Origin of the sequence: Trichocoleus sp. DQ-A1 (assembly GCF_039961955.1) — a bacterium.
GTDB lineage: Bacteria > Cyanobacteriota > Cyanobacteriia > Cyanobacteriales > FACHB-T130 > FACHB-T130.
In genome coordinates, this window is the sequence record NZ_JAMPKE010000003.1 from 96,800 (window position 1) to 116,052 (window position 19,253).

The following is a 19,253-nucleotide window of genomic DNA, read 5'->3' on the forward strand; positions in this document are numbered from 1 at the left end:
CTAGCTAAGGCGCTTTTCTAGATATTGACCGATCATTTGCTGTTCTCCGGCACGGGAGATGATCGTTTGCCGGGTGCGGTAGCTTCGACCAATCAGTTTTAATTCTTCTTCAAATGAAGAGTCTCTGTACTCTGTCCGCAAGCACAAAGTTTTGGGATTGGGGAAATAATACTCAGCCGTGACGGGTTTCGGAGTGGCAAAGCCGCGATCGCGATAGAGTGTGGTTCCTAATGCGCCAAATAGTGTCGAACCTTTGGACTCTTTGCGGTTTGTGACTGAGTTTGTGCTGTTCCACTCTACATAGGAACCACAAATCAGCGCTGCTGGATCTTCCAGCTGGTGTAACTCTGCCAAATGTAGCAATTCCGAGCTTCCCTGTTCCAGAAACCGGACGGTAATCAGACTCACCATCTCCTTGGTTTCTCCATCCGGCAGCGTATAGTAGCGTCTTTCAGAGTGCCATTTGCCCTCTGATTCCTGAAAAAACGCTGCAATTAAAGATTCTTCATTGGTTTGGGCAAGTTGTCTTAGTGTTGTCACCAGTACCAGTCCTCATATGAATTGAAAATAAAGTTCTTGCAAGCGTCAATTTTTGCTTGGTAGCTATGGGACTTATCACCCTTTTATTTGACCTTTATGCAAGCAATCTGATGAACGGTTGTGCAAGTCGCGGTTTCTAGTGACACCCGATCTGGGTACAGTTGAGCGCCACTATATCGGGTCAGCTATCTGGCACTTAGCTGACGTACCACCTTGGCTAGAGTGGTAAGCCTGCCAAAATGCAAGTTACTGTTAACAATCTTAATAATAATAGATGATAGCTAAAAATACTTACTAGCGGCTCTGTCATCCGGAAGAATCTTAGAACCGTCTATCCCATAAGGGCACGACGAAAGGTGGAAAAGCTTTCGAGAGAGATGATCGCGGTTTTCAGTTGAGTGTAATACTTGGAACCTCACCCCCAACCCCTCTCCGTGAACGGAGAGGGGAGAATATTAAACCCCTCCTCGTTTATGGGGAGGAGAATATGGAACCTCACCCCCAGCCCCTCTCCGTGAACGGAGAGGGGAGAATATTAAACCCCTCTTCGTTGACGGCGCGACACTAGCGGCAGCAAGGCGGGGCAGGCAGCGAGGAGAATCGGGAATATTAAACCCCTCCTCGTTTACGGGGAGGGGCAGGGGTGGGGTTAAAATGTACGGCATCCAATCGAGAATAGCTATCTAGCAATCTATATTTGAGTTGTGAGCCAAGCGATCGCGGACATTCGCCTCAGATGTCGCCCACTGGACGATCGCTTGGGTTAAGCCGTCTAGAGTGTATTCAGGGGCTTCTACATCCACTCGCCCCAGTAGAGAAAGACAGGTTTTAGAAGTTTGAGGGCCAATCGAGGCGATACAGACACCTTGTAAGGGCAATTTATCGATTTCACCGACTAATTGACCAAAAAATTGCACGGTTTTAGAACTTGCAAAAGTAATCACATCTACTGCTTGTCGCTGGAGGGCATCTAAGGCGGCGGGTGCGATCGCTTTCGGGCACTGAGATTGATAAGCCGCCACTTCGATTACTTCTGCACCTTGGGCGGTTAATTCCTTCACCAAGACTTCTCTTCCACCCGTTTCCACTCTGGGAAACAGAATTTTCTTGCCTCCTAACGATTCTGGAAAGTTTTCAACTAGCGAATCTGCAACAAAATCCGGGGGAATAAAATCGGGTTGTAAGCCTTGCTGCCTGAGACTCTGGGCGGTTTTCTTCCCGACGACGGCAATTTTGACCCCGGCTAAGGCACGGGCATCTTGATTTTGCGCTTCCAGCCGTTCAAAAAAGTAATCAACCCCGTTGCTGGAAGTGAGAATTAACCAGTCGAAATCCGATAAGTGCGCGATCGCATTATCCAATTCTTCCCAACTGGAAGGAGGAGTAATTTCCAGCGTCGGCATCTCAATCACCGTCGCGCCTTCTTCTTGGAGACGCAAGCAAAACTCACCCGATTGTCCAGCTGCGCGTGTCACTAAAATCGTTTTCCCAGCTAGCGATTGGGAAGAGTTTTGAGTCGTTAGAGACGAGGTTTTCTGAGAACTGTGGCTTCCCATAGGTATGTCTGATAAACTCACCCCTGCGGATTGGGTTGAAGATTCTGATGATTGTACGGGCGGATTTAGGCGTCGAGCTGAGACGACTGGTGCATCTGGCGATCGCAAGTATTCTCTCAAACCAACGACTTCCCCAATGGTAATGATGGCGGGAGAAAGAGATTCGCCCGTAGTTTGCTCAACGATAGTGCCCAGCGTAGCTGTCCAGACTTGTTGTTGAGGCGTTCCCGCCCAACGAATCGCGGCGACGGGAGTAGAAAGCGATCGCCCATATCGATGCAACTGATAGACAATTTCACCGAGATTGCGCCCACCCATCAAGATTACCAGCGTTTCCATCCGCGCCAGCGCCTCCCAGTCCAAAACCTCTGGCTCATGGGCAGTAATCACCGTAAAACCTCGGCTCATCACCGGATCTGTTAGCGGAATCCCCGCCAGCAACGGTGCTGCTAGTGCTGAAGAAATCCCCGGTACAACTTCAAAAGGACACCCAGCGGCAATTAATGCCTGAATTTCTGAAGTAGAACGCCCGAAAATGAACGGATCGCCACTTTTTAGCCGCACAACTTGCTTTCCCTGCTGACAGTGTTCTACCAGCAGTTGGTTAATTTCAGCTTGCGGTGTGCTGGGTTGTCCACCGCGTTTGCCCACATCCAACTTCAGGCAACTGTCTGGCACCAACTCCAACAACTGGGCATCTACGAGGGCATCGTAGACTAACACCTGTACCTCAACGAGTAGATGTTGCGCCCTGACGGTGAGGTAAGCAACATCTCCCGGCCCTGCCCCCACCAGATATACTTTTCCGGTACGCTCAGTCATGATTTGGCTGCGCTCAAATGAATTTGAAGCTTATTTCGGGGTGTCCATTTCCTGGATGAGTTGATCGAGTTGTTGTTGCTCTGTAGTACCCGCTTTATATAAGTTTCTAGCTTTTTGAAGAATTGCGATCGCTTCCTCGATTTTGTCTTGTTTAATCAGCGTGTCTCCCAACCTCAAATAAGCATCAACATTTTTGGGCGATCGCTCAATCAATTCCCGGAATATGGGTGTCGCCTCGTCAATCTTATCTTGCGCCATTAGCGCATTTCCCAACAGCAATCGAGCCATGTCATTGGTGCGGTGCCGCTCAATCACTTGGCGGAAAGCTGCCTCTGCACCCGCGTAATCTTTTTGTTTATAAAGTGTCACCCCTTTTTTAAAAAAGTTTGAAGCGACGAATGTCTTCCCCAAGAAAAAACCCAGGAGAGTCAGACTAATCCCGACAACAGCGACAGCCAGAAAATAAGTTAGTTGAGATGTTTCTGTTTCCACCCTTGGTAGCCCTCCGGCACTTCTAGCGGTTCTATTTTGCTTAAGCTTACCCTGACGATTGTTTTAACCTTTCTTACGCTAAAAGACAGGCGGCGGGGAAAATTAGATATTCTAAGAAAAAGAGTTTCCAAATAAATTGGTAAAAAGATGCGATCGCGCTCTTATCCTGCAAATCTACACTTCTACTTCGCCACCACAGCAACAAGAGTGCGAATACATGAGTAATTATCAAAAATGTGGAATTAACCGCACTTAGGGATAATATCCCAGCCACAATCATGCCCAGGTAGCAGACCGTAATCACCCAAAGAGAGAGATTAAAGACGGCTGGCTTACCGAGTTGAATCGTAAATGTGTTGATGTTGTACTGCTTATCGCCCTCCATGTCGGGGATGTCTTTAAAGATAGCGATCGCAAACGTAAACACCAACACAAACATCGTCAGCGCCCAGACTGATGCCGGAATTTCTTGACTTTTTTGCAATACCCAATTGAAGTGTAAAAACAGCCCTAAATTGACAATGACTCCGCGCACAGTGAAAATGCACAGCGCTGCCCAAAAGGGAAATCGTTTTAACCGAATCGGCGGCAGAGAATAGGCTGTGCCAATGGCTAAACTAACCCCCACCGTGAACAGTAAATATCGTCCCAGAAGAAGCGCCAACAGCAGCGCCACACTTCCACTAATGGCGACAATAATTTGAGCTTGCGCCCTAGAAAATTCACCAGCAGCGATGGGCAAATGGGGTTTGTTAATTTTGTCAATTTCCACATCTTCGAGCTGATTTAGCCCAACAATGTAAACATTTCCGCCCAGACAGGCAATCCATGCACCCAAAAACTGTTCGACGCTGGTGACGCCCCCGGAAGCTGTTGCAAGTGCGATCGCGTACAACGCCATCACGCTCAGGCTGGTGCCAATAATCGTATGAGGGCGGGAGAACTTCCATAAGGCGTAGAGCCAGGAACCAGTACGCCGCACCGGGTGGGACTCAGAAGGACTGGTTTTGGGAAGGGAAGACTTTTCAGGAGAAATCTGGCTCATGCGTGCCTGAATGAATACTCAGGCTTGATTTTAAGCAATTTTTGTTCCCAAACGTTATTTCTTAGTCGCACAGAGCAATCCGAATCGAATCAGTCCTTGCTCATAGCCCCGGCTCATTAATCCGAGTGAAAGCGCCGCTTGAATCGTTGTCCAGCCGGAGAAAAGCAAACCCAGAACCGCTCTGGGATCGAGCGTCGAATCAATCACGATATCCCAAAATGGGGCGACAGCTTTTGACCAATCTGCCGTGCGAATATTCTCGAAGGAAACTTTACGAGCCAGCGTTTCATATTCTGGCAGTGAAATCACGTAAGGCAAAGCATAGACGCGGTAGATTTCCGCCAGATGTTTCCGCTCATCATCTGTCAGCTGTCCATCTGCGCCCCCGACAGGACGATGACACCACGTTGCCATGAGAAAAGTTCCCCCCGGCTTTAGCACCCGGTAGCACTCCTGCAAGAACTTCTGCTTATTGGGCATATGTTCGCCACTTTCGAGCGACCATACAAAGTCAAAGGAATCGTCAGCGAAGGGCATATTCAGGGCGTCTGCCACCTGGAACGATGTGCGATCGCTTAATCCAGCAATGGCTGCCCGTTCTTTGGCTCTAGTCGCCTGGACGGGACTCAGGGTGATTCCCGTTGCTGCTGCGTTAAATTTTTGCGCCAAGTAAAGAGAACTGCCGCCAATCCCGCAGCCGACATCAAGGATATTGGCGGGGGAGGGTTTTAAACCCCCCTCTAGCGGCACTTCAGCCCACTTGAGCAATTCTTCAATTAAGTCAATTTGCGCTTGCCGCCGGTCTTTTTTCAGAGTACCATCAGCACCATAGTATCCGTGGTGCATATGTTCGCCCCAAATCCGTTCCCACAGACCGGATGAAGCGTCGTAGAACTGCTGAATTTGCTGATAAAGAGTTGAAGTCATGAAATTTTCAGGCGGTGTTGCTGAAAATTAGCCTACCAGAACTCGGAAAGCAGTAAGCTCTAAAAAGACTTTTCCTGATAGACCCCTAGACCATGACTGTTGCCCGAACTATTTGCTTGGGATTTCTTGCCCTCGTCACTTTGGGAACGATTTTACTGATGCTGCCGTTTTCAACCAGTGACGGCAGTTGGAGCAATCCGATAATCGCGCTATTTACTGCCACGTCTGCGGTCTGCGTAACTGGTTTATCGGTGGTCGATGTGGGGAAATTTTATTCGTTTTGGGGACAATTGTTCCTTGTCTTGCTGGTTCAGGTAGGCGGATTGGGCTACATGACGGCAACGACGTGCCTGTTGCTGTTGCTAGGACGCAAGTTTGGACTACGAGACAAGATAGCGATTCAACAATCGCTCGACAAGCCAGGATTAGCTGGTGTGGTGGACTTGGTACGCTCAATCATTGCCACAACGCTGATTATTGAAATTACTGGCATCTTTTTACTGATGCTGGTGTTTGTACCCGACTACGGGTTGGATCGCGGTCTTTGGCTATCGATTTTTCATAGTGTGAATGCTTTTAATAATGCAGGCTTTGGCTTGTTTTCAGATAATTTGATGCAATATGTGCGATCGCCTTTGCTCAACCTGATTGTCACTGCCTTGATTATTTTGGGTGGGATTGGCTATGAAGTGATTATGGAAGCGTATTTATGGACGCGCGATCGCTTATCCAAAAGTCAAGCTTGTGTAGTCTTTTCTCTCAACTTTAAGATTGCTACCACGACCACTCTCTTTCTCCTCATCCTGGGAACAATTCTCTTTTTGTTTACAGAATTCAACAATCCCCAAACCTTTGGCCCACTTAGTTTCCCTGAGAAGCTTATGGCGGCTTGGTTTCAATCGGTAACACCTCGAACGGCTGGTTTTAATACCATTGATATCGGGAAATTGACCGAAGCGTCTCTTTTTATTACCGTTGCCTTAATGTTTATTGGGACAAATCCTGGCAGTACCGGCGGCGGAATTAAAACCACGACAACAAGGGTCTTACTGAGTTCTACTTTTTCAGCATTACAAGGGAAGGAAGAAGTAGTTTCTTACCAGCGCCAAATCCCGAAGGCGCTAATTGTGAAAGCGACTGGGGTGACAGTTGGTTCGCTTCTGGTGGTCATTGGTTCCACCACTTTAATTGCGATAAGCGATCCACAATTGGCGTTTATCCAAATTTTATTGGAGGTTGTTTCAGCCTTCGCTACTGTTGGACTTTCTACTGGGATTACAGCGAGCATTTCAGTTTTCGCCAAACTGGTATTGATTGCCACCATGTACATCGGTCGGGTGGGAGTTTTGCTCCTGATGTCAGCGATTCTGGGAAATCCCAGCCCCAGCATTATCCGCTATCCGGAGGAGAATTTGTTGGTCGGATAGCGATCGCATTCCCGATGCTTGATAAGCTAGAACCTGAGTAATCTTTAAGCTTTTTGTCAGTTGTTTGTGACCCAATTGCAGCTTGTAGATTAAAAGGTTGAAAGTTAAAAGGTCGGTTTAAACCGACAATTGTTTTCGACGAATGATCCCTAACTCAATGAGTCAGTTCGGAGTTTATTTGTGAACTTATCATCTTTAAACTTTTTTCGCAGTCTCAGCACTAATACCAAGAATCAATTCGCAGTCATTGGGTTAGGTCGTTTTGGTCGTGGCGTCTGCTCGACCTTACACCATCTGGGCTACGAAGTGCTGGGTATTGACGCCGAGGAAAAGAGAGTCGCCCAAGTTTTGACCGATCAAATCGCTTCCCATGCCTTGCAGCTGGACTCGACTGAACCCGCTGCCCTTAAAGAGGGAGGAATTTTTGATTTTGATACGGTGATTGTGGCGATTGGGAATTATCTCGAAGCTAGCGTGGTAACGACCCTGAATCTGAAGGAAGGCGGGGTGACTCATGTGGTAGCAAAAGCATCCTCGGAAATCCATATGAAACTCCTGACAAAAGTCGGGGCAGATCATGTGGTATTTCCAGAGCATGAAATGGGGTGTACGTTAGCGCGATCGCTGACTAAACCAGCTATTTTAGATCGATTCGATCTGGACGTTGATAACAGTATTGTAGAAATTATTATTCCAGACGATTTTCACGGCAAAACCATCTCTGAACTACAACTTCGCAGCCGCTATGGTTTAAATCTGCTAGCAGTCAGTCACAATGGCAAGTTTGAAATTAATCCCAATCCCAACCATCGACTCTATAAGGGAGCCGCAATGGTTGTGATTGGTTCCAACAAAGACATTAATCGCCTACCTATTTAAGAAATTAAAAATTAAAAATTAATCAAGATATTTTTTTAATTTTTAATTTTTAATTTTTAATTCAAGAAGCCCCTAACTGCTGTAGAAACTGGTTAATCTGGTCAATTTTGTCTGCATTCCCCTGCTGATTGAATAGCGTTTTAGCTTGGAAAAGAAAGGGGATTGCCTCTTCGCGTCGTCCAGTTTGTTGCAGCGTTACTCCCAAGTTAAAAAAGGCATCTGCTAGGGTGGAATTGAGGACAATCGCTTCTTGGTAATTCGCGATCGCTTCCGCTAGCAGACCTTGCCGTTGCAGAGCCACGCCCAGATTATAAAGAGTCACGGCATCATTTGGGTTGAGGCGCTTGGCTTCCCTCAATGCCGCAGCTGCATCTTTGACCTGGTTCTCCTTTAACAGCATTGCTCCCAATTGTTGATAAGCGTCGCCATCATTGGGATTGAGACGCACCGCCTGCTTGAATCGATTGGCTGCCGCTTTGGAGTTACCTTGCTGGACAAAAATCAGCCCCATTTGGTACTGAGCCTCTGCCAAGTTCGGATTCTTAGAAGCCGCTGCATTCAGAGCGTTAATTGCTTGTGTCGGCTGATTTTGCTGCGCGTAAAGTAACCCCAGTTGATATTGAGCATCGGCAAGCGTTGGGTCAAGTTCAACTGCTTTTTGAAACTGAGCCATCGCGGCTTCATTTTGATTTTGGTTGACTAACAGCAGTCCCAGATTATAGTAAGCGACTGCATATTTCGGGTCATTCTGAATCGCCTGCTGATAGGCAGCGATCGCTTCTTGTGTTTGACCTTTTGCCTCCATCGCCAAGCCCACATTATAGTAAGCATCTGCCAACTTGGGATTTAAACTTAGCGCTCGTTCATACGCAGTCAGTGCAGCATCGGGTTGCCCTTGCTTATATAAAGCAACTCCCAAATTGTAGTAAGCTTCTCCCAAATTGGGGTCGAGACGAAGCGCTTGCAGGTACTCATTCGTTGCCTTATCAAGCTGTCCTTGCTCGGCTAGGGAATTCCCCAACAGATAATAAGCCATCGCAATGCTGGAATCGAATTCAAGCGCTTTGCGAAGAGCTAGCTCTGCCCCCCGATAGTCTCCGCGATTATACCGCGTCACTCCTTGTTGGAAGTAAGTCGCTGCCTCAAAATCTTGAGTGTATAGACCTTCGACCATCTGCTTAGTGAGTACGGGCGACTCAAAAGAAGTTGTCTTTTGTCGCCCAGCCCGCGATTCACCGGCAAAGGCAGTGCTGGCAGTCGTCAAACCAAGACCGATCAAAGCAGCCGCAAGGAGATAAATTCGTTTGTGGTTTTTAAGCATATCTAGAACCCCGCACCACTCGCTATTTAGGAAAAAGGTAATTGGGAAGGTAATTAGTTGTCAGTTGCAATTTACCACTGACCAGCGATGATTGACATTCCTCATTACCTTAACTTGTCCCATCGTCATCTGATTGTGGCTTCCGGCAAGATTAGCATCGCGTCCCCAAAAGAATAGAAGCGATACCGATGCTTTGTCGCCACTTGGTACAATTCCAGCAACCGCTGACGCCCGATTAAAGCACCCACCAACATCAGCAAACTCGAACGGGGTAAGTGGAAATTGGTAATTAACCCCTCCACTACCCGCCACTGGTAGCCGGGATAGATAAATAACTCCGTCTTGCCCCTAAAGGGGTGTAATTCCCCACTCGCAGCAGCTGACTCAAGCGATCGCACCACCGTTGTCCCCACGGCAATAATCCGACCCCCCCTCGCCTTGGTTTCCCGAATTTGTTCCACCGTAGACTGGGGGACTTCTACCCACTCCCCATGCATTTTGTGGGTGGTAATATCCTCTACTTCCACTGGGCGAAACGTCCCGACCCCGACGTGCAGCGTCACCGAAGCCTGCTGAATGCCTCGTTCTTGCAAGCGCTGGAGTAACTCTGGGGTAAAGTGTAGCCCAGCCGTGGGAGCAGCGATCGCTCCTTGAGCCTGGGCATACACAGTTTGGTACTGTTCCGCCTGGGATTGGGAATCTGTAATGTAAGGAGGTAGCGGCACTTGACCGTATTCCTCCAACAAATCTTCAAACCGACTCCCCGCTGGAACATCAAACTGCAACACCCGCCCCCCCGTCGCCTCATCCCTAGACAAAATCGTCGCACTCAATTGATTCGGGCTTGAGGCTGGGTTCAATTTTTCCTCAGCCCCTAGTTTCTGTGGTTCAAAGAATATCTGTGCCCCCGGTTGCAGACGTCGCCCTGGTTTCACCAAAGCTAGCCAGCAGTTGTTCTGCTGTTCCTCCAGCAGCAACACCTCCACGGGGGCACCCGTAGATTTACGACCCCGGAGGCGGGCAGGGATGACACGAGTATTATTTAATACTAGTAAATCTCCGGACTGGAGGAAGTCGGGTAAATCCCGAAAAATGGCGTGGCTGGGATGATCTGGGGATACCACCAGCAAACGCGCACTATCCCTTGGCACAGATGGATTCTGGGCAATCAGTTCTGCCGGGAGTTCATAGTCATAACTGGCGATTAACCGATCGATATCTATATCATCCCCGCTGGGTGCTTCAGCTTGAAACCGTAAGGATTCGGGGCTGTCTATCTTTAATCTTCTTGCCCCACTAACGGCTTTTGACTCTCCCAACCGGGGATCGCTGATGTGACTGTCTTCGTTAAATTCTGTCATGCCGTTAGTTTACTGATAAGGAATCGATCAATTTAACTTTGCAGATTGGGTAAATACCCCCAGATAAGAACGGGGGCTTCTCCCCTATCGCAGACTATCTTACTCATGGAGAATGAGAGTTATAGAACCAGCACGACCTAGACACTAAGAACTTCTCATGGAATACGTCTACTTTCTGGCCAATGCCAGCCTGACACTACGGGTGGTTGAGTATTTACACACAATGCCCCAGTTGCCCGTTCGTTTAATGACGGTGATTCATCAGATTGATGGCTGGGTGATCAAGGTCAAAATGAGTAACCATCTAAACGCGCAGCAAGATGGTGACTTCCGGGCGTTCATGAACGAACTGGGTATTCCCTACGAACCGGCTATTCGCCTCCAGATGGCGCTTTGGAGTCTGGAAACTGGACAGTCCCCCATCGATGTGATGCGTCGCTACCAAGTTGCTGTGGTTTCTCATGGTAGTCCCGATCGGAGCGATATTGAAGCCTTTCGCCAGCAGTTCACAAAAGGGCTGGGATATTGCCCGGAAACTCTAGCTTAATTAACTTAACGGCTCATCGAAAGCGGACTGAATATAGTCTTGTAGACTCAACTGATATTCTCCCACAGCTAAATTTCTAGGTTCTGGTAAAGAAATCAAAGGGAGCTTTTCAGGTTCTGGTAGCAGAACAGTATTGGTCTTAGGACGCTGACATCTGACCAAAGCGACATCAAACCGGCAAGGAAGATTTACTAAATCTGGACGCTCTGCCAAAAAAATCTCTGCTGTGCGCCAGAGTTTAGCTTGCTTTTGCGGTGTAATCGCTAGCATTCCATCCGCATCCCAATTTCCCCGGCTGCGAGTTTTGACCTCGACAAAGATTAAGCAAGAGGACAGGGTAATGGGGCAATGGGGAACGGGTGATGGGTAATGGGTAGTGGGAAACTCTTCCTCCCGCTGTCTTCCTGTCTTTCTGTCTCCCCCTCCCTTACCTTCATCTGGGCGTTGTCGCGCAATTATATCAATTTCTCCCCAGCGGCAACGCCACCGGCGCTCAAGGATTTCCCAGGCTTGGGAAATCAACCATTGAGCAACTAGGTCTTCTCCTAAAACACCGATATCGGGATAATGAGATAGACGACGGTTTTCCATCAAATGGAACCAGCATGAAGTGTAGGCTAGATAATCGGATTTCGACAATTTTACTCGGTTTATTGCTTGTGGCGATCGCCATTGCCTCTTTTGGCGCGATCGCATCTCCCGCCTGGGCGAACGACTACAACAAAGAATTTTTGATTGGTGTAGATTTCTCCGGCAAAGAGCTGACCGACTCCAGCTTTACTAAAGCCAATCTCCGCAGTAGTAACCTGAGTCATACGAATTTGCGGGGTGTCAGTTTTTTTGGGGCTAATCTGGAAAGCGTCAATTTAGAAGGAGCCGATCTCAGAAACGCAACTCTGGACACAGCCCGCTTGACCAAAGCGAACTTAAAGAACGCGGTTTTGGAAGGGGCGTTTGCCTTTAACACTAAGTTTGAAGGTGCGATTATTGATGGAGCTGATTTTACAGATGTGCTGCTTCGTCGGGATGTGCAACAACAGTTGTGTAAAATAGCGTCCGGTACCAATCCCACTACTGGGCGCGAAACCCGCGAAACTTTGTTTTGCCCCTAATCCTTTTTGAGCGCTCTGAGGAGGTTCTCGATGAGCGTGCAATACAAATCCTCTCCGGGACACGGCATTACCATGCCCCGGAGAGTGTTATCTATACAACTGAGAATTGCGATATTTCTCAATGAATTGAGAACGGCAATATAAGGATTCTGTCTTAACTGCCAGAAAAAACAGAATCCTTATCTGGTGAGGTTTCCAGATTTGCCTCTAACCAAAAGGGCTAATTAACCGTAGTGTTGATGGGTGCATCAGCGATTGTAGCCGCAGATTGGCGTAAGCGATCACCGTAAAGAGCTAGCGCATTGCCGCTAAGCAATAGTTCTAAATGCTCCCGGTCATAATCGGCAACAGTTGCAGCATCCTTGACACAGTCATGGAGTACCCCATCCCAGTGCCCATAATCCCCAGAGAAGCAAGCCAGATGTTTGCCAATTTCTCCCATCGCAATGTGAAGATAAGCAGGGCCTGGATCGTCTGATTCAAAGGAAGTAAAGATTTGACCCCGCTCGAAATAGTCTAAGGGATCTCGATGGCGGAGATCGTAATGCTCATAAAGACTTGCATCCTCAATCTGAGACGGGTCATGCTGAGCATTCCACAGCAGATCGAAGAGGTTTTTTGCCTGACTAATCAGGTTGATATTGTTGTGGGTGCCTCTTTCCTGAATCATCAGCTTGGTGAATTCCATCAGGGAAGGACGATAGGGATGTTTGGGGTCAAAGTCACGAATGCGTTTTTCCCAATGCTCGTGGAAAGCATGGGCAAGATCCGGCACCCAGCCACAACCGCCTTCTAAAAAGCCAACGCGCAGGGAGGGGAATTGTTCAAACGCGCCATCAAAAACCATCCTTGCCAAAGCCAATTGTTGCTGGTTTCGCTGCACAAAAATGTGCGTCAGGACAAAGGTTTCCACATGATCGGAAATCCCCCCCACCATGTACGATCCCGGCCCTCCGTGAATGCCCAGACCAATATCCAAATCGGCTGCTGCTTGCAGGATCGGGCGGAAGTCAGGATGGCTAATCGCTTTACAGGTACGGATATCGGGGAAAGCTTGAGGCGCTTTCGGATGGGGAATCGGGAGGTTTGGGGCAACGGCGACGCTAATCATGCCCAGTTCGTTGACGCAACGGTGCATTTCCGCAACCGCGGCATCTACATCCTGTAGAGGCAATACACCAATCGGTTTAAGCCGGTTATCGTAACCCCGGCAGTCGTCGGCAATGTAATTGTTGTAAGCACGACACAGCGCGATCGCAAAGTCCTTATCCAATAAGCTCGAAAAGACTAAGTTGAGCGTGCCGTAAATTACCTGGACATCAATGCCTTCTTTATCCATGTGTTCAATCCGCACGCGATTGAACATTGCTCCTAAGGTTGTATCGGGGTGCAGGTTGCGAAAGCCACCTTTCCCCAGTCCCTGAGGCTGCGGGAACATCCGCATAAAGTCGTTTTTACCCGTTGCCGGATTAAAGTCTACGATTCTCGCCCGTTGGTCGCCCAGACTATCAATCGCTAAACCGATGCGATCGCGATACTCTGGCTCTAGATAATCCCGCATTACTAAAGGATTTTCTATTTTATGGGCATCTGCATCAATTACCAGTAGACCTTGATACATGAAAACTCCTTAATTAATTGCTCAATCGTTACCTGCAAATAAATTCCAGGTTTTCAGGGCGTCGGATAGAAGCCTGCCCCGATGAAGACACAATGTTTTTAATTGAATACTCGCCTTGCGGCTGAAATTTAATTCAACGCTTTCTGCTTGCGATGCAAGTATGTCCAAACTTGGCGCAGTCCAAACCAGTTCTCAAAAGACCACATGAGGGAAACTAGGATGGTAATGCCGGGGTACTTGACAAAAGCCGGGTGATTCTTCTCGAAGACAGCATGACCGCCCAAGGCGAATACTTGGGTGAGGACTAAACACACGAGCGTTAACCGCCAATCATAAAACAGAAAGACCACAGCGGCGATCGCTAGCATATTAGTCAAGTGGTGCAGAAACTGGTTGATGGGATGCTGATGACTCGCAACAAAGTGGGCTTTAGCCTCCTGGAAGTAGCTCAAAGTAATTCTCCTGCGGTTGAAACCCGAATTTGTCAAACTCAAAGCGTTGTAGGAACGATATCACTAAGTCTCTTGCGAAAGGGAGAGAAATTAGAATTTTTTTAGGTTGCTTTAACCCAGTTTGGACATTTTACCCTTGGGATGGCAGCGAGGAGAATGTCATTAAGTCAGCCCTAAACTAAAGTTTGGGCTTAAAGCTAAAACCCGTTCAAACGGGTTCAATCGCTTACCCCAGTAAGCTTTAGCTTACTTTAGCTTTAAGCCGGAAATTTATTTCCCGGCTACCTGCGTCAATCCCATTCCAGCTAGGACACGCCTACCGCCACCGGAGTTGCAAATAACCCCGTGATTGACTCAGTTCCTCTTCGCCCAGCCATTCTACAGGCTTGTAAGTGCCAAAAACCCGATCCCACCAATCCACCCCCAAACCAAAATTGTGATGCCACATTCCATATTTGTGATGCACGTAGTGAACCGGCATCTTCATCCAGAAGCACTTGGTTGGGTTTTCGTGCTGTAGCTGATGGGCATAGGCTGAAAATGCAGCATAGAATAAGCCACCAAGGAACCAACCGATTCCAGCCTCCCACGAGTAGAAAAACATCAAACACATTACTAGCAAACTGCCTCTAACATAGTCTCGAAACTCCCACAACACCCCCTGTCCTTCGTTACGACGGTGATGATCTCGATGACGTTCGCCAATCCGAGGCGAGACGTGCATCAAGCGATGTAGCCAATATTCCACTAGACTTGCCAAGACAAACGCCACACAAAAAAAAGCCATTCCTACAGAAAGTTTTGCTAATAAGGTCATAAACTCCCATTCCTCACACTTTTTCTGTATATCAACACACCTGAAGCCTTTTTTATTCGATTTGATTAGCTAGGACGGTTATATCCTATGGGAAATCTTACTAATTTTTTGTTTTCTATTGCTGCTGCCGAGAGCGATCGCGAAATTCAAAAAAGTATAGGGTAAGGCAAATATAATTCCACAAGCTGCACGCCATCGACTCCAAGAGAACACGGCTCGTGATGTAGGATATATCCTCCAGAAACGATTGACTGCACACACCATTTCATCGCCCAATCCGATGACTTCATGCCACCAACCGGCAGGAATATAAAGTGTTTCACCTTGCTCAAGGATTACTTCGCATTTATGCTGGAGTGCCTGCTTGAATTTTGGCATTGTTTTAAAGTCAGGGTTTTCCAGATCCACCTGACTAAACCAAGAACGCAATTTCAATCCGTGGCGCAAATGAATATACACCGGAAATGGATAGAGATTGTATGTCTCTGAGGGTGGAAAAAACACTATTTTTTTAGCACCATGCAGTTGCATCAGCGTGCCGTCCACTGAGTCATAATGTAAGCCTGAGCGATGACCTCCCGGAGCTACATAAATGTTCAGTTCGCTCGCAGGTTTCGTTAAACCTAGCCGAGAGCCAATGATTTTTAAAGACTGGGTATTAGCAAGCGGGGTATTTTTGAGGGGACATTTTCCTAGGTTAATGTCATTTTCATGAGCCTTATGGTTACGCAACATCTCTGCATATTCTGTGAATGGCATACTTTGCAGATTTACGCCACTGCCGATGCTTTTCCATTTGCGCTTTTCCTGCTTTTCCCTTTCCCGCCCTGGATTTCGGAAGATTAACTCTTGGCTGCCAAACTTTTCACATAAATAGTCTAAATTCCAGTCACCTTCACTTTCCAATAAGCCCGTAATGATAACAGGATTTCCGGTTTTTTGATATTTTTCAAAAAATGTTTCTGGTGTTATCGATGAAATATCCACTCGTTCGATTGGCTTGACCCGCTTTTCCAAGTCTAAGTTTATGACATTTTCCGATTTGGTTTCCATACCTATCTCCTCACCTATTTTGAGTCAATAATAGTTGGATATATAATCATAATTCATTTATGAAAGCTTAGATATCTCTTTTCTCTCTTCCTTAGCGCTCTTGGCGTCTAAGCGCTATCGCTAACGCGAGGCTAATGCCAACGCGCAGGCTTCGCCAACGCAGTTCATAAAATTTACAACTCCTATAGAACTGCTATAACTGTCCCCAAAAAGCTTCGTTTTCATCGCTCATCAGTCCTTAATAAAGACATTATGAAGAATAACTACTAGCGAAGTTTAGCATTTAGTTTGAAGAAAAAGAAAAAATCTGCTTTAATCGACATCTAGTTATTCTTGCTAATGGATCTAATGCACTAATGGCAAATCTATTGCTACCAGTTTTGACAACGATTGCTGAACGTGCCAGGGCGAATTTTGTGAAAAAAACTCGCCGGACTTCTGCTGTACAGGAGCAGTTATTAAAGGAGCTATTGCAAGCTCATAAAGATACCGAATTAGGTCGCAAATATGGACTGAGAGATATCAGAACAATCGAGCAATTTCAACAACAGATTCCGATTCTGCCTTACAGCAGCTATGAACCCTATACTGAACGCATTGCCCAAGGTGAAAAAAATATTTTAACGCCAGATCCGGTCGTTTATCTCAATACGACCAGTGGCTCGACGGGAAATCAGAAATTAATCCCGGTGACTCAGCGATTTCAGAACTCGTTGGGATGGGCGAATCTGACTTGCATCGGCTTTTTAGGTGAGGCGCTGCGTTCGCAAGATCGAAAATTTGGCAAACTGTTAGTCACCAACACCGCCCAAATAACGGGACGCACCAGTGGCGGGATTGAATATGGGCCGGGAGGTACAGGCGTCCTCCGCATGGGCAAATTTCTCTACGAACAACTCTTTGCCCATCCTTACGAAACCCTACAAGCAGCGGATAGTATCACCCGCCATTATCTTTGCTTCTTATTTGCCCTGCGCGATCGCTCGATGCGCGGAATCGGAGCCAATTTTCCCATGCTCATCCTGCGAATCTGCAACTATTTAGAACGCTACGCGGAAGATTTGATCCGAGACATCGAAACCGGAACCATTGCCAGTTGGTTAACACTCGAACCCGAACTTCGAGCCAAATTGGAACGGCAATGGTCAGCAAATCCAGGTCGCGCCGCTCAATTGCGTGAAATCTTAAAATCAGAGGGACGGCTTACCCCAAAACTAGCATGGCCTGAGCTATCTTTTACCGCCACTGCACGGGGAGGAACCTCAGATTTTTACTTTGAGCGATTTCCCACCTACTTTGACGACATCCCTAGCTTTGGTGCCGTTTTCGCCTCCGCTGAAGGCACCTTTAGTATTTACCACGACCTCAACAACGATGGCAGCATCTTAGCTATTGAAGCAGGCTTTTTTGAATTTATCCCGCAAGACCAGTGGGAAGTAGAGCATCCCAAAACCTTACTTGCCACGGAAGTGAAGGCGGGAGAACTTTACCGGATTCTGATGACCAACTATAGCGGCTTCTACCGTTACGATATTGGTGATGTTGTCGAAGTTCTAGGCTTTTACGAGCAGGCTCCTCTGATTGTATTCCGTCACCGTCGAGGCGGGATCTTGTCTTCCACGACGGAGAAAACGACTGAATTTCATGCCACTCAAGTGATGCAAAGCCTGCAACAAGAATTTGGCTTGCCATTAGAGGATTTTTGTATCACTTTGTCCGAAAATGAGTTCCCCGCCCATTATCTCGTGAATATTGAACTCGTTAATGGTCATATTTTGAGCGATCGCCTTGCTTTTTTAGCCAGCTTTGACCGTAAACTCAAGGAAACTAACGTTTACTATCAATCCAAACGCAAGGATCAGGTGCCTCCTCCCCGACTGCGAATTCTGGCTCCTGGCAGCTTTGCCAAAGTTCGCCAACGTCAAGTAGAAAGGGGAATTCCGGATTCTCAACTAAAATTTCCCCATATTAGCGAAGATCGGAATTTTCTAGCTGGACTGAAAGTGGAGCAAGAGGTTAGACTTCCAGAGGATCGCGATTAAATTTGTCTTTGCTACCAAAGAAAAGCAGCAATCCTGCCACCATCGAGACACTCGCTGCCCCATAAAAGACCCCTGGCAAGCCGCCATAATTGATCGCTGGCCCTAGGAGAATCGGGGAGAGGAACTGTCCGAGGAAACCGGCACCCGTTCCGATTGCCAGCACGCTAGACCGGAGTTGTGAGGGGGCGAGATCGGCTAAAGCGCTATAGAGGTTGGGTAGCACAATCCCAAATCCCACCCCGAAGAGTACCGCTGTTATCAAAATCCAGAGGAGTTGGGACAGCAGTGGGATGGTTGCCAAGGTTAATGCCATCAGGGCAAATCCGGTTGCGGTGGCTCGATTTAAACCGAGTCGCTTGGCGAGTCCCTTCGCAGCAAAAGCGGAGACAGCCGCTGCCCCAACTGCCCGCGATGCCAGGACAATCCCATTGAGAGATGCTCCTGCCCCTATCGTTGCCTTGAGGTAAAGGGGTGCGTAAATAACGACAGCATACATTGCCACTGAGGCTAAGCAAAGGGTCAGTAACAACTGCAAGGCGTGGGGCTGTCCGATGATTTTACCCAGCTTTTGGTTGGAATCGGTGGCGCGTTCTTTAACCCGAAGCTTCGGTGGCTTTTCTTTCAAAATTAAAGCAACCAAAAACGCTAGCGGCAACCCTAGCCCATACAGATAAAAAGCATATTGCCAGTGAGTGGCACCAACCCAGCCCCCTAAAAGCGGAAAAGCAATACCAGTCAGAGTTAGGGTACTGGTTGCGTAACCTAAAGCTTGCGATCGCGCTTCGCCTTCATACAGATTCCCCAGCAAGCCCAGACTCGCCGCGGCAATCCCCCCACTCGCGATACCCAGCAACCCCCGCATCACTAACAGCGGCGTCAGCGTTTGCATGAAAGCTCCTGCCGTGCCTAACACTGCGTAGAGAATTAGGGAAGGAATTAGCACCCGTAACCGACCAACTCGATCTGCCAAAATCCCTAGCAGTGGGCTGAATAGGGCAATCGTCAGGCAATGAAGGCTCACCAAATTACCGGCAAATGCAGGATCGAGGTGAAGTTGTTGTACCATTTCTGGCAAAATTGGCGCAATGACTCCCCCCGTCATGGTAGTCAGGGAGCCTGCTGCCAGCAGCACTAACAGTCTGCGATCGCCCAACATAAGCCAGAAACCTGCAATTTTTGGTCATCATAACCTAGATAGGTGGAAATCAACTTATTTTGGGCTGTTCTGGGTGATGGGTG

General features: G+C 47.8%; 18 protein-coding genes. 5 read left to right on the forward strand and 13 right to left on the reverse strand.

The genetic code is table 11. The features are described 5' to 3' along the window. From NDI33_RS04815 to NDI33_RS04835, 5 genes are all read right to left on the reverse strand, one after another. A complete protein-coding gene (locus tag NDI33_RS04815) occupies positions 1 to 540 on the reverse strand; it encodes a phycobiliprotein lyase (RefSeq protein ID WP_190427680.1) in 540 nt (179 codons plus the stop codon). Between the two features lie 683 nt (positions 541 to 1,223). Next, the gene (gene cobA / locus NDI33_RS04820) at positions 1,224 to 2,918 is read right to left on the reverse strand and encodes a uroporphyrinogen-III C-methyltransferase (protein WP_190676933.1); all 1,695 of its coding nucleotides are present in this window, start codon (positions 2,916 to 2,918) and stop codon (positions 1,224 to 1,226) included. Positions 2,919 to 2,948: 30 nt separating this feature from the next. Then, positions 2,949 to 3,410 carry a tetratricopeptide repeat protein gene (locus tag NDI33_RS04825; protein WP_190676936.1) on the reverse strand — a complete coding sequence of 154 codons (462 nt, stop codon included), beginning with the start codon at positions 3,408 to 3,410 and terminating at the stop codon, positions 2,949 to 2,951. Positions 3,411 to 3,483: 73 nt separating this feature from the next. Continuing rightward, positions 3,484 to 4,455, reverse strand: coding sequence for a homogentisate phytyltransferase (locus tag NDI33_RS04830; protein ID WP_190676938.1), 972 nt, complete (start codon positions 4,453 to 4,455; stop codon positions 3,484 to 3,486). A gap of 54 nt (positions 4,456 to 4,509) precedes the next feature. After that, entirely contained in the window at positions 4,510 to 5,382 is an 873-nt protein-coding gene (locus tag NDI33_RS04835) for a methyltransferase domain-containing protein (protein WP_190536554.1), read from the reverse strand. A 92-nt stretch (positions 5,383 to 5,474) separates the two neighbouring features. Here NDI33_RS04835 and NDI33_RS04840 point away from each other — a divergent pair, with 92 nt between their 5' ends. Beyond that, a complete protein-coding gene (locus NDI33_RS04840; protein WP_190414646.1) occupies positions 5,475 to 6,809 on the forward strand; it encodes a TrkH family potassium uptake protein in 1,335 nt (444 codons plus the stop codon). Between the two features lie 180 nt (positions 6,810 to 6,989). Then, complete coding sequence (locus tag NDI33_RS04845; protein WP_190414647.1) at positions 6,990 to 7,688, forward strand: NAD-binding protein; 699 nt, start codon at positions 6,990 to 6,992, stop codon at positions 7,686 to 7,688. A 61-nt stretch (positions 7,689 to 7,749) separates the two neighbouring features. On the opposite strand, the gene NDI33_RS04850 is transcribed toward NDI33_RS04845, so the two are convergent. Both NDI33_RS04850 and queA read right to left on the reverse strand, forming a co-directional pair. Further along, positions 7,750 to 9,009, reverse strand: a complete 1,260-nt coding sequence (locus NDI33_RS04850; protein ID WP_190676940.1) for a tetratricopeptide repeat protein — start codon at positions 9,007 to 9,009, stop codon at positions 7,750 to 7,752. Between the two features lie 125 nt (positions 9,010 to 9,134). Further along, positions 9,135 to 10,370: a tRNA preQ1(34) S-adenosylmethionine ribosyltransferase-isomerase QueA gene (queA, locus tag NDI33_RS04855; RefSeq protein ID WP_190676942.1), complete on the reverse strand. Its 1,236-nt coding sequence runs from the start codon at positions 10,368 to 10,370 to the stop codon at positions 9,135 to 9,137. Positions 10,371 to 10,527: 157 nt separating this feature from the next. On the opposite strand from queA, the gene NDI33_RS04860 reads away from it, so the two are divergent. Then, positions 10,528 to 10,917, forward strand: coding sequence for a hypothetical protein (locus tag NDI33_RS04860; protein ID WP_190414650.1), 390 nt, complete (start codon positions 10,528 to 10,530; stop codon positions 10,915 to 10,917). Here NDI33_RS04860 and NDI33_RS04865 read toward each other — a convergent pair whose 3' ends face one another. Beyond that, on the reverse strand, positions 10,918 to 11,508 hold the full coding sequence (locus NDI33_RS04865) for a YraN family protein (RefSeq protein WP_190414651.1): 591 nt from the start codon (positions 11,506 to 11,508) through the stop codon (positions 10,918 to 10,920). It lies immediately after the preceding gene. A gap of 14 nt (positions 11,509 to 11,522) precedes the next feature. Between NDI33_RS04865 and NDI33_RS04870 the strand changes: the two genes are divergently transcribed. Continuing rightward, complete coding sequence (locus NDI33_RS04870; RefSeq protein WP_190414652.1) at positions 11,523 to 12,029, forward strand: pentapeptide repeat-containing protein; 507 nt, start codon at positions 11,523 to 11,525, stop codon at positions 12,027 to 12,029. Positions 12,030 to 12,249: 220 nt separating this feature from the next. Here the strand turns inward: NDI33_RS04870 and NDI33_RS04875 are convergent, their stop codons facing one another. The 4 genes from NDI33_RS04875 to NDI33_RS04890 all read right to left on the reverse strand — a co-directional run bounded on the left by NDI33_RS04875 (position 12,250) and on the right by NDI33_RS04890 (position 15,972). Continuing rightward, positions 12,250 to 13,650, reverse strand: a complete 1,401-nt coding sequence (locus tag NDI33_RS04875; RefSeq protein WP_190676944.1) for an amidohydrolase family protein — start codon at positions 13,648 to 13,650, stop codon at positions 12,250 to 12,252. 128 nt (positions 13,651 to 13,778) lie between these two features. Continuing rightward, positions 13,779 to 14,102, reverse strand: coding sequence for an Mpo1-like protein (locus NDI33_RS04880; RefSeq protein WP_190434130.1), 324 nt, complete (start codon positions 14,100 to 14,102; stop codon positions 13,779 to 13,781). 316 nt (positions 14,103 to 14,418) lie between these two features. Further along, positions 14,419 to 14,919, reverse strand: coding sequence for a sterol desaturase family protein (locus tag NDI33_RS04885; protein WP_190414655.1), 501 nt, complete (start codon positions 14,917 to 14,919; stop codon positions 14,419 to 14,421). A gap of 78 nt (positions 14,920 to 14,997) precedes the next feature. Then, entirely contained in the window at positions 14,998 to 15,972 is a 975-nt protein-coding gene (locus NDI33_RS04890; protein ID WP_190676946.1) for a cupin-like domain-containing protein, read from the reverse strand. Between the two features lie 356 nt (positions 15,973 to 16,328). Here NDI33_RS04890 and NDI33_RS04895 point away from each other — a divergent pair, with 356 nt between their 5' ends. Then, a complete protein-coding gene (locus tag NDI33_RS04895) occupies positions 16,329 to 18,014 on the forward strand; it encodes a GH3 auxin-responsive promoter family protein (RefSeq protein WP_190676948.1) in 1,686 nt (561 codons plus the stop codon). On the opposite strand, the gene NDI33_RS04900 is transcribed toward NDI33_RS04895, so the two are convergent. Next, entirely contained in the window at positions 17,989 to 19,170 is a 1,182-nt protein-coding gene (locus NDI33_RS04900) for an MFS transporter (protein WP_190414658.1), read from the reverse strand. The two genes, NDI33_RS04895 and NDI33_RS04900, sit on opposite strands and share 26 nt — an antisense overlap. Positions 19,171 to 19,253: the final 83 nt, after the last annotated feature.

Coding starts and splice junctions, on each gene's coding strand:
- cobA (WP_190676933.1), bottom strand. CDS start 2,918: ATGACTGAGCGTACCGGAAAAGTATATCTGGTGGGGGCAGGGCCGGGA.
- NDI33_RS04830 (WP_190676938.1), bottom strand. CDS start 4,455: ATGAGCCAGATTTCTCCTGAAAAGTCTTCCCTTCCCAAAACCAGTCCT.
- NDI33_RS04835 (WP_190536554.1), bottom strand. CDS start 5,382: ATGACTTCAACTCTTTATCAGCAAATTCAGCAGTTCTACGACGCTTCA.
- NDI33_RS04840 (WP_190414646.1), top strand. CDS start 5,475: ATGACTGTTGCCCGAACTATTTGCTTGGGATTTCTTGCCCTCGTCACT.
- NDI33_RS04850 (WP_190676940.1), bottom strand. CDS start 9,009: ATGCTTAAAAACCACAAACGAATTTATCTCCTTGCGGCTGCTTTGATC.
- queA (WP_190676942.1), bottom strand. CDS start 10,370: ATGACAGAATTTAACGAAGACAGTCACATCAGCGATCCCCGGTTGGGA.
- NDI33_RS04860 (WP_190414650.1), top strand. CDS start 10,528: ATGGAATACGTCTACTTTCTGGCCAATGCCAGCCTGACACTACGGGTG.
- NDI33_RS04865 (WP_190414651.1), bottom strand. CDS start 11,508: ATGGAAAACCGTCGTCTATCTCATTATCCCGATATCGGTGTTTTAGGA.
- NDI33_RS04870 (WP_190414652.1), top strand. CDS start 11,523: ATGAAGTGTAGGCTAGATAATCGGATTTCGACAATTTTACTCGGTTTA.
- NDI33_RS04875 (WP_190676944.1), bottom strand. CDS start 13,650: ATGTATCAAGGTCTACTGGTAATTGATGCAGATGCCCATAAAATAGAA.
- NDI33_RS04885 (WP_190414655.1), bottom strand. CDS start 14,919: ATGACCTTATTAGCAAAACTTTCTGTAGGAATGGCTTTTTTTTGTGTG.
- NDI33_RS04890 (WP_190676946.1), bottom strand. CDS start 15,972: ATGGAAACCAAATCGGAAAATGTCATAAACTTAGACTTGGAAAAGCGG.
- NDI33_RS04895 (WP_190676948.1), top strand. CDS start 16,329: ATGGCAAATCTATTGCTACCAGTTTTGACAACGATTGCTGAACGTGCC.
- NDI33_RS04900 (WP_190414658.1), bottom strand. CDS start 19,170: ATGTTGGGCGATCGCAGACTGTTAGTGCTGCTGGCAGCAGGCTCCCTG.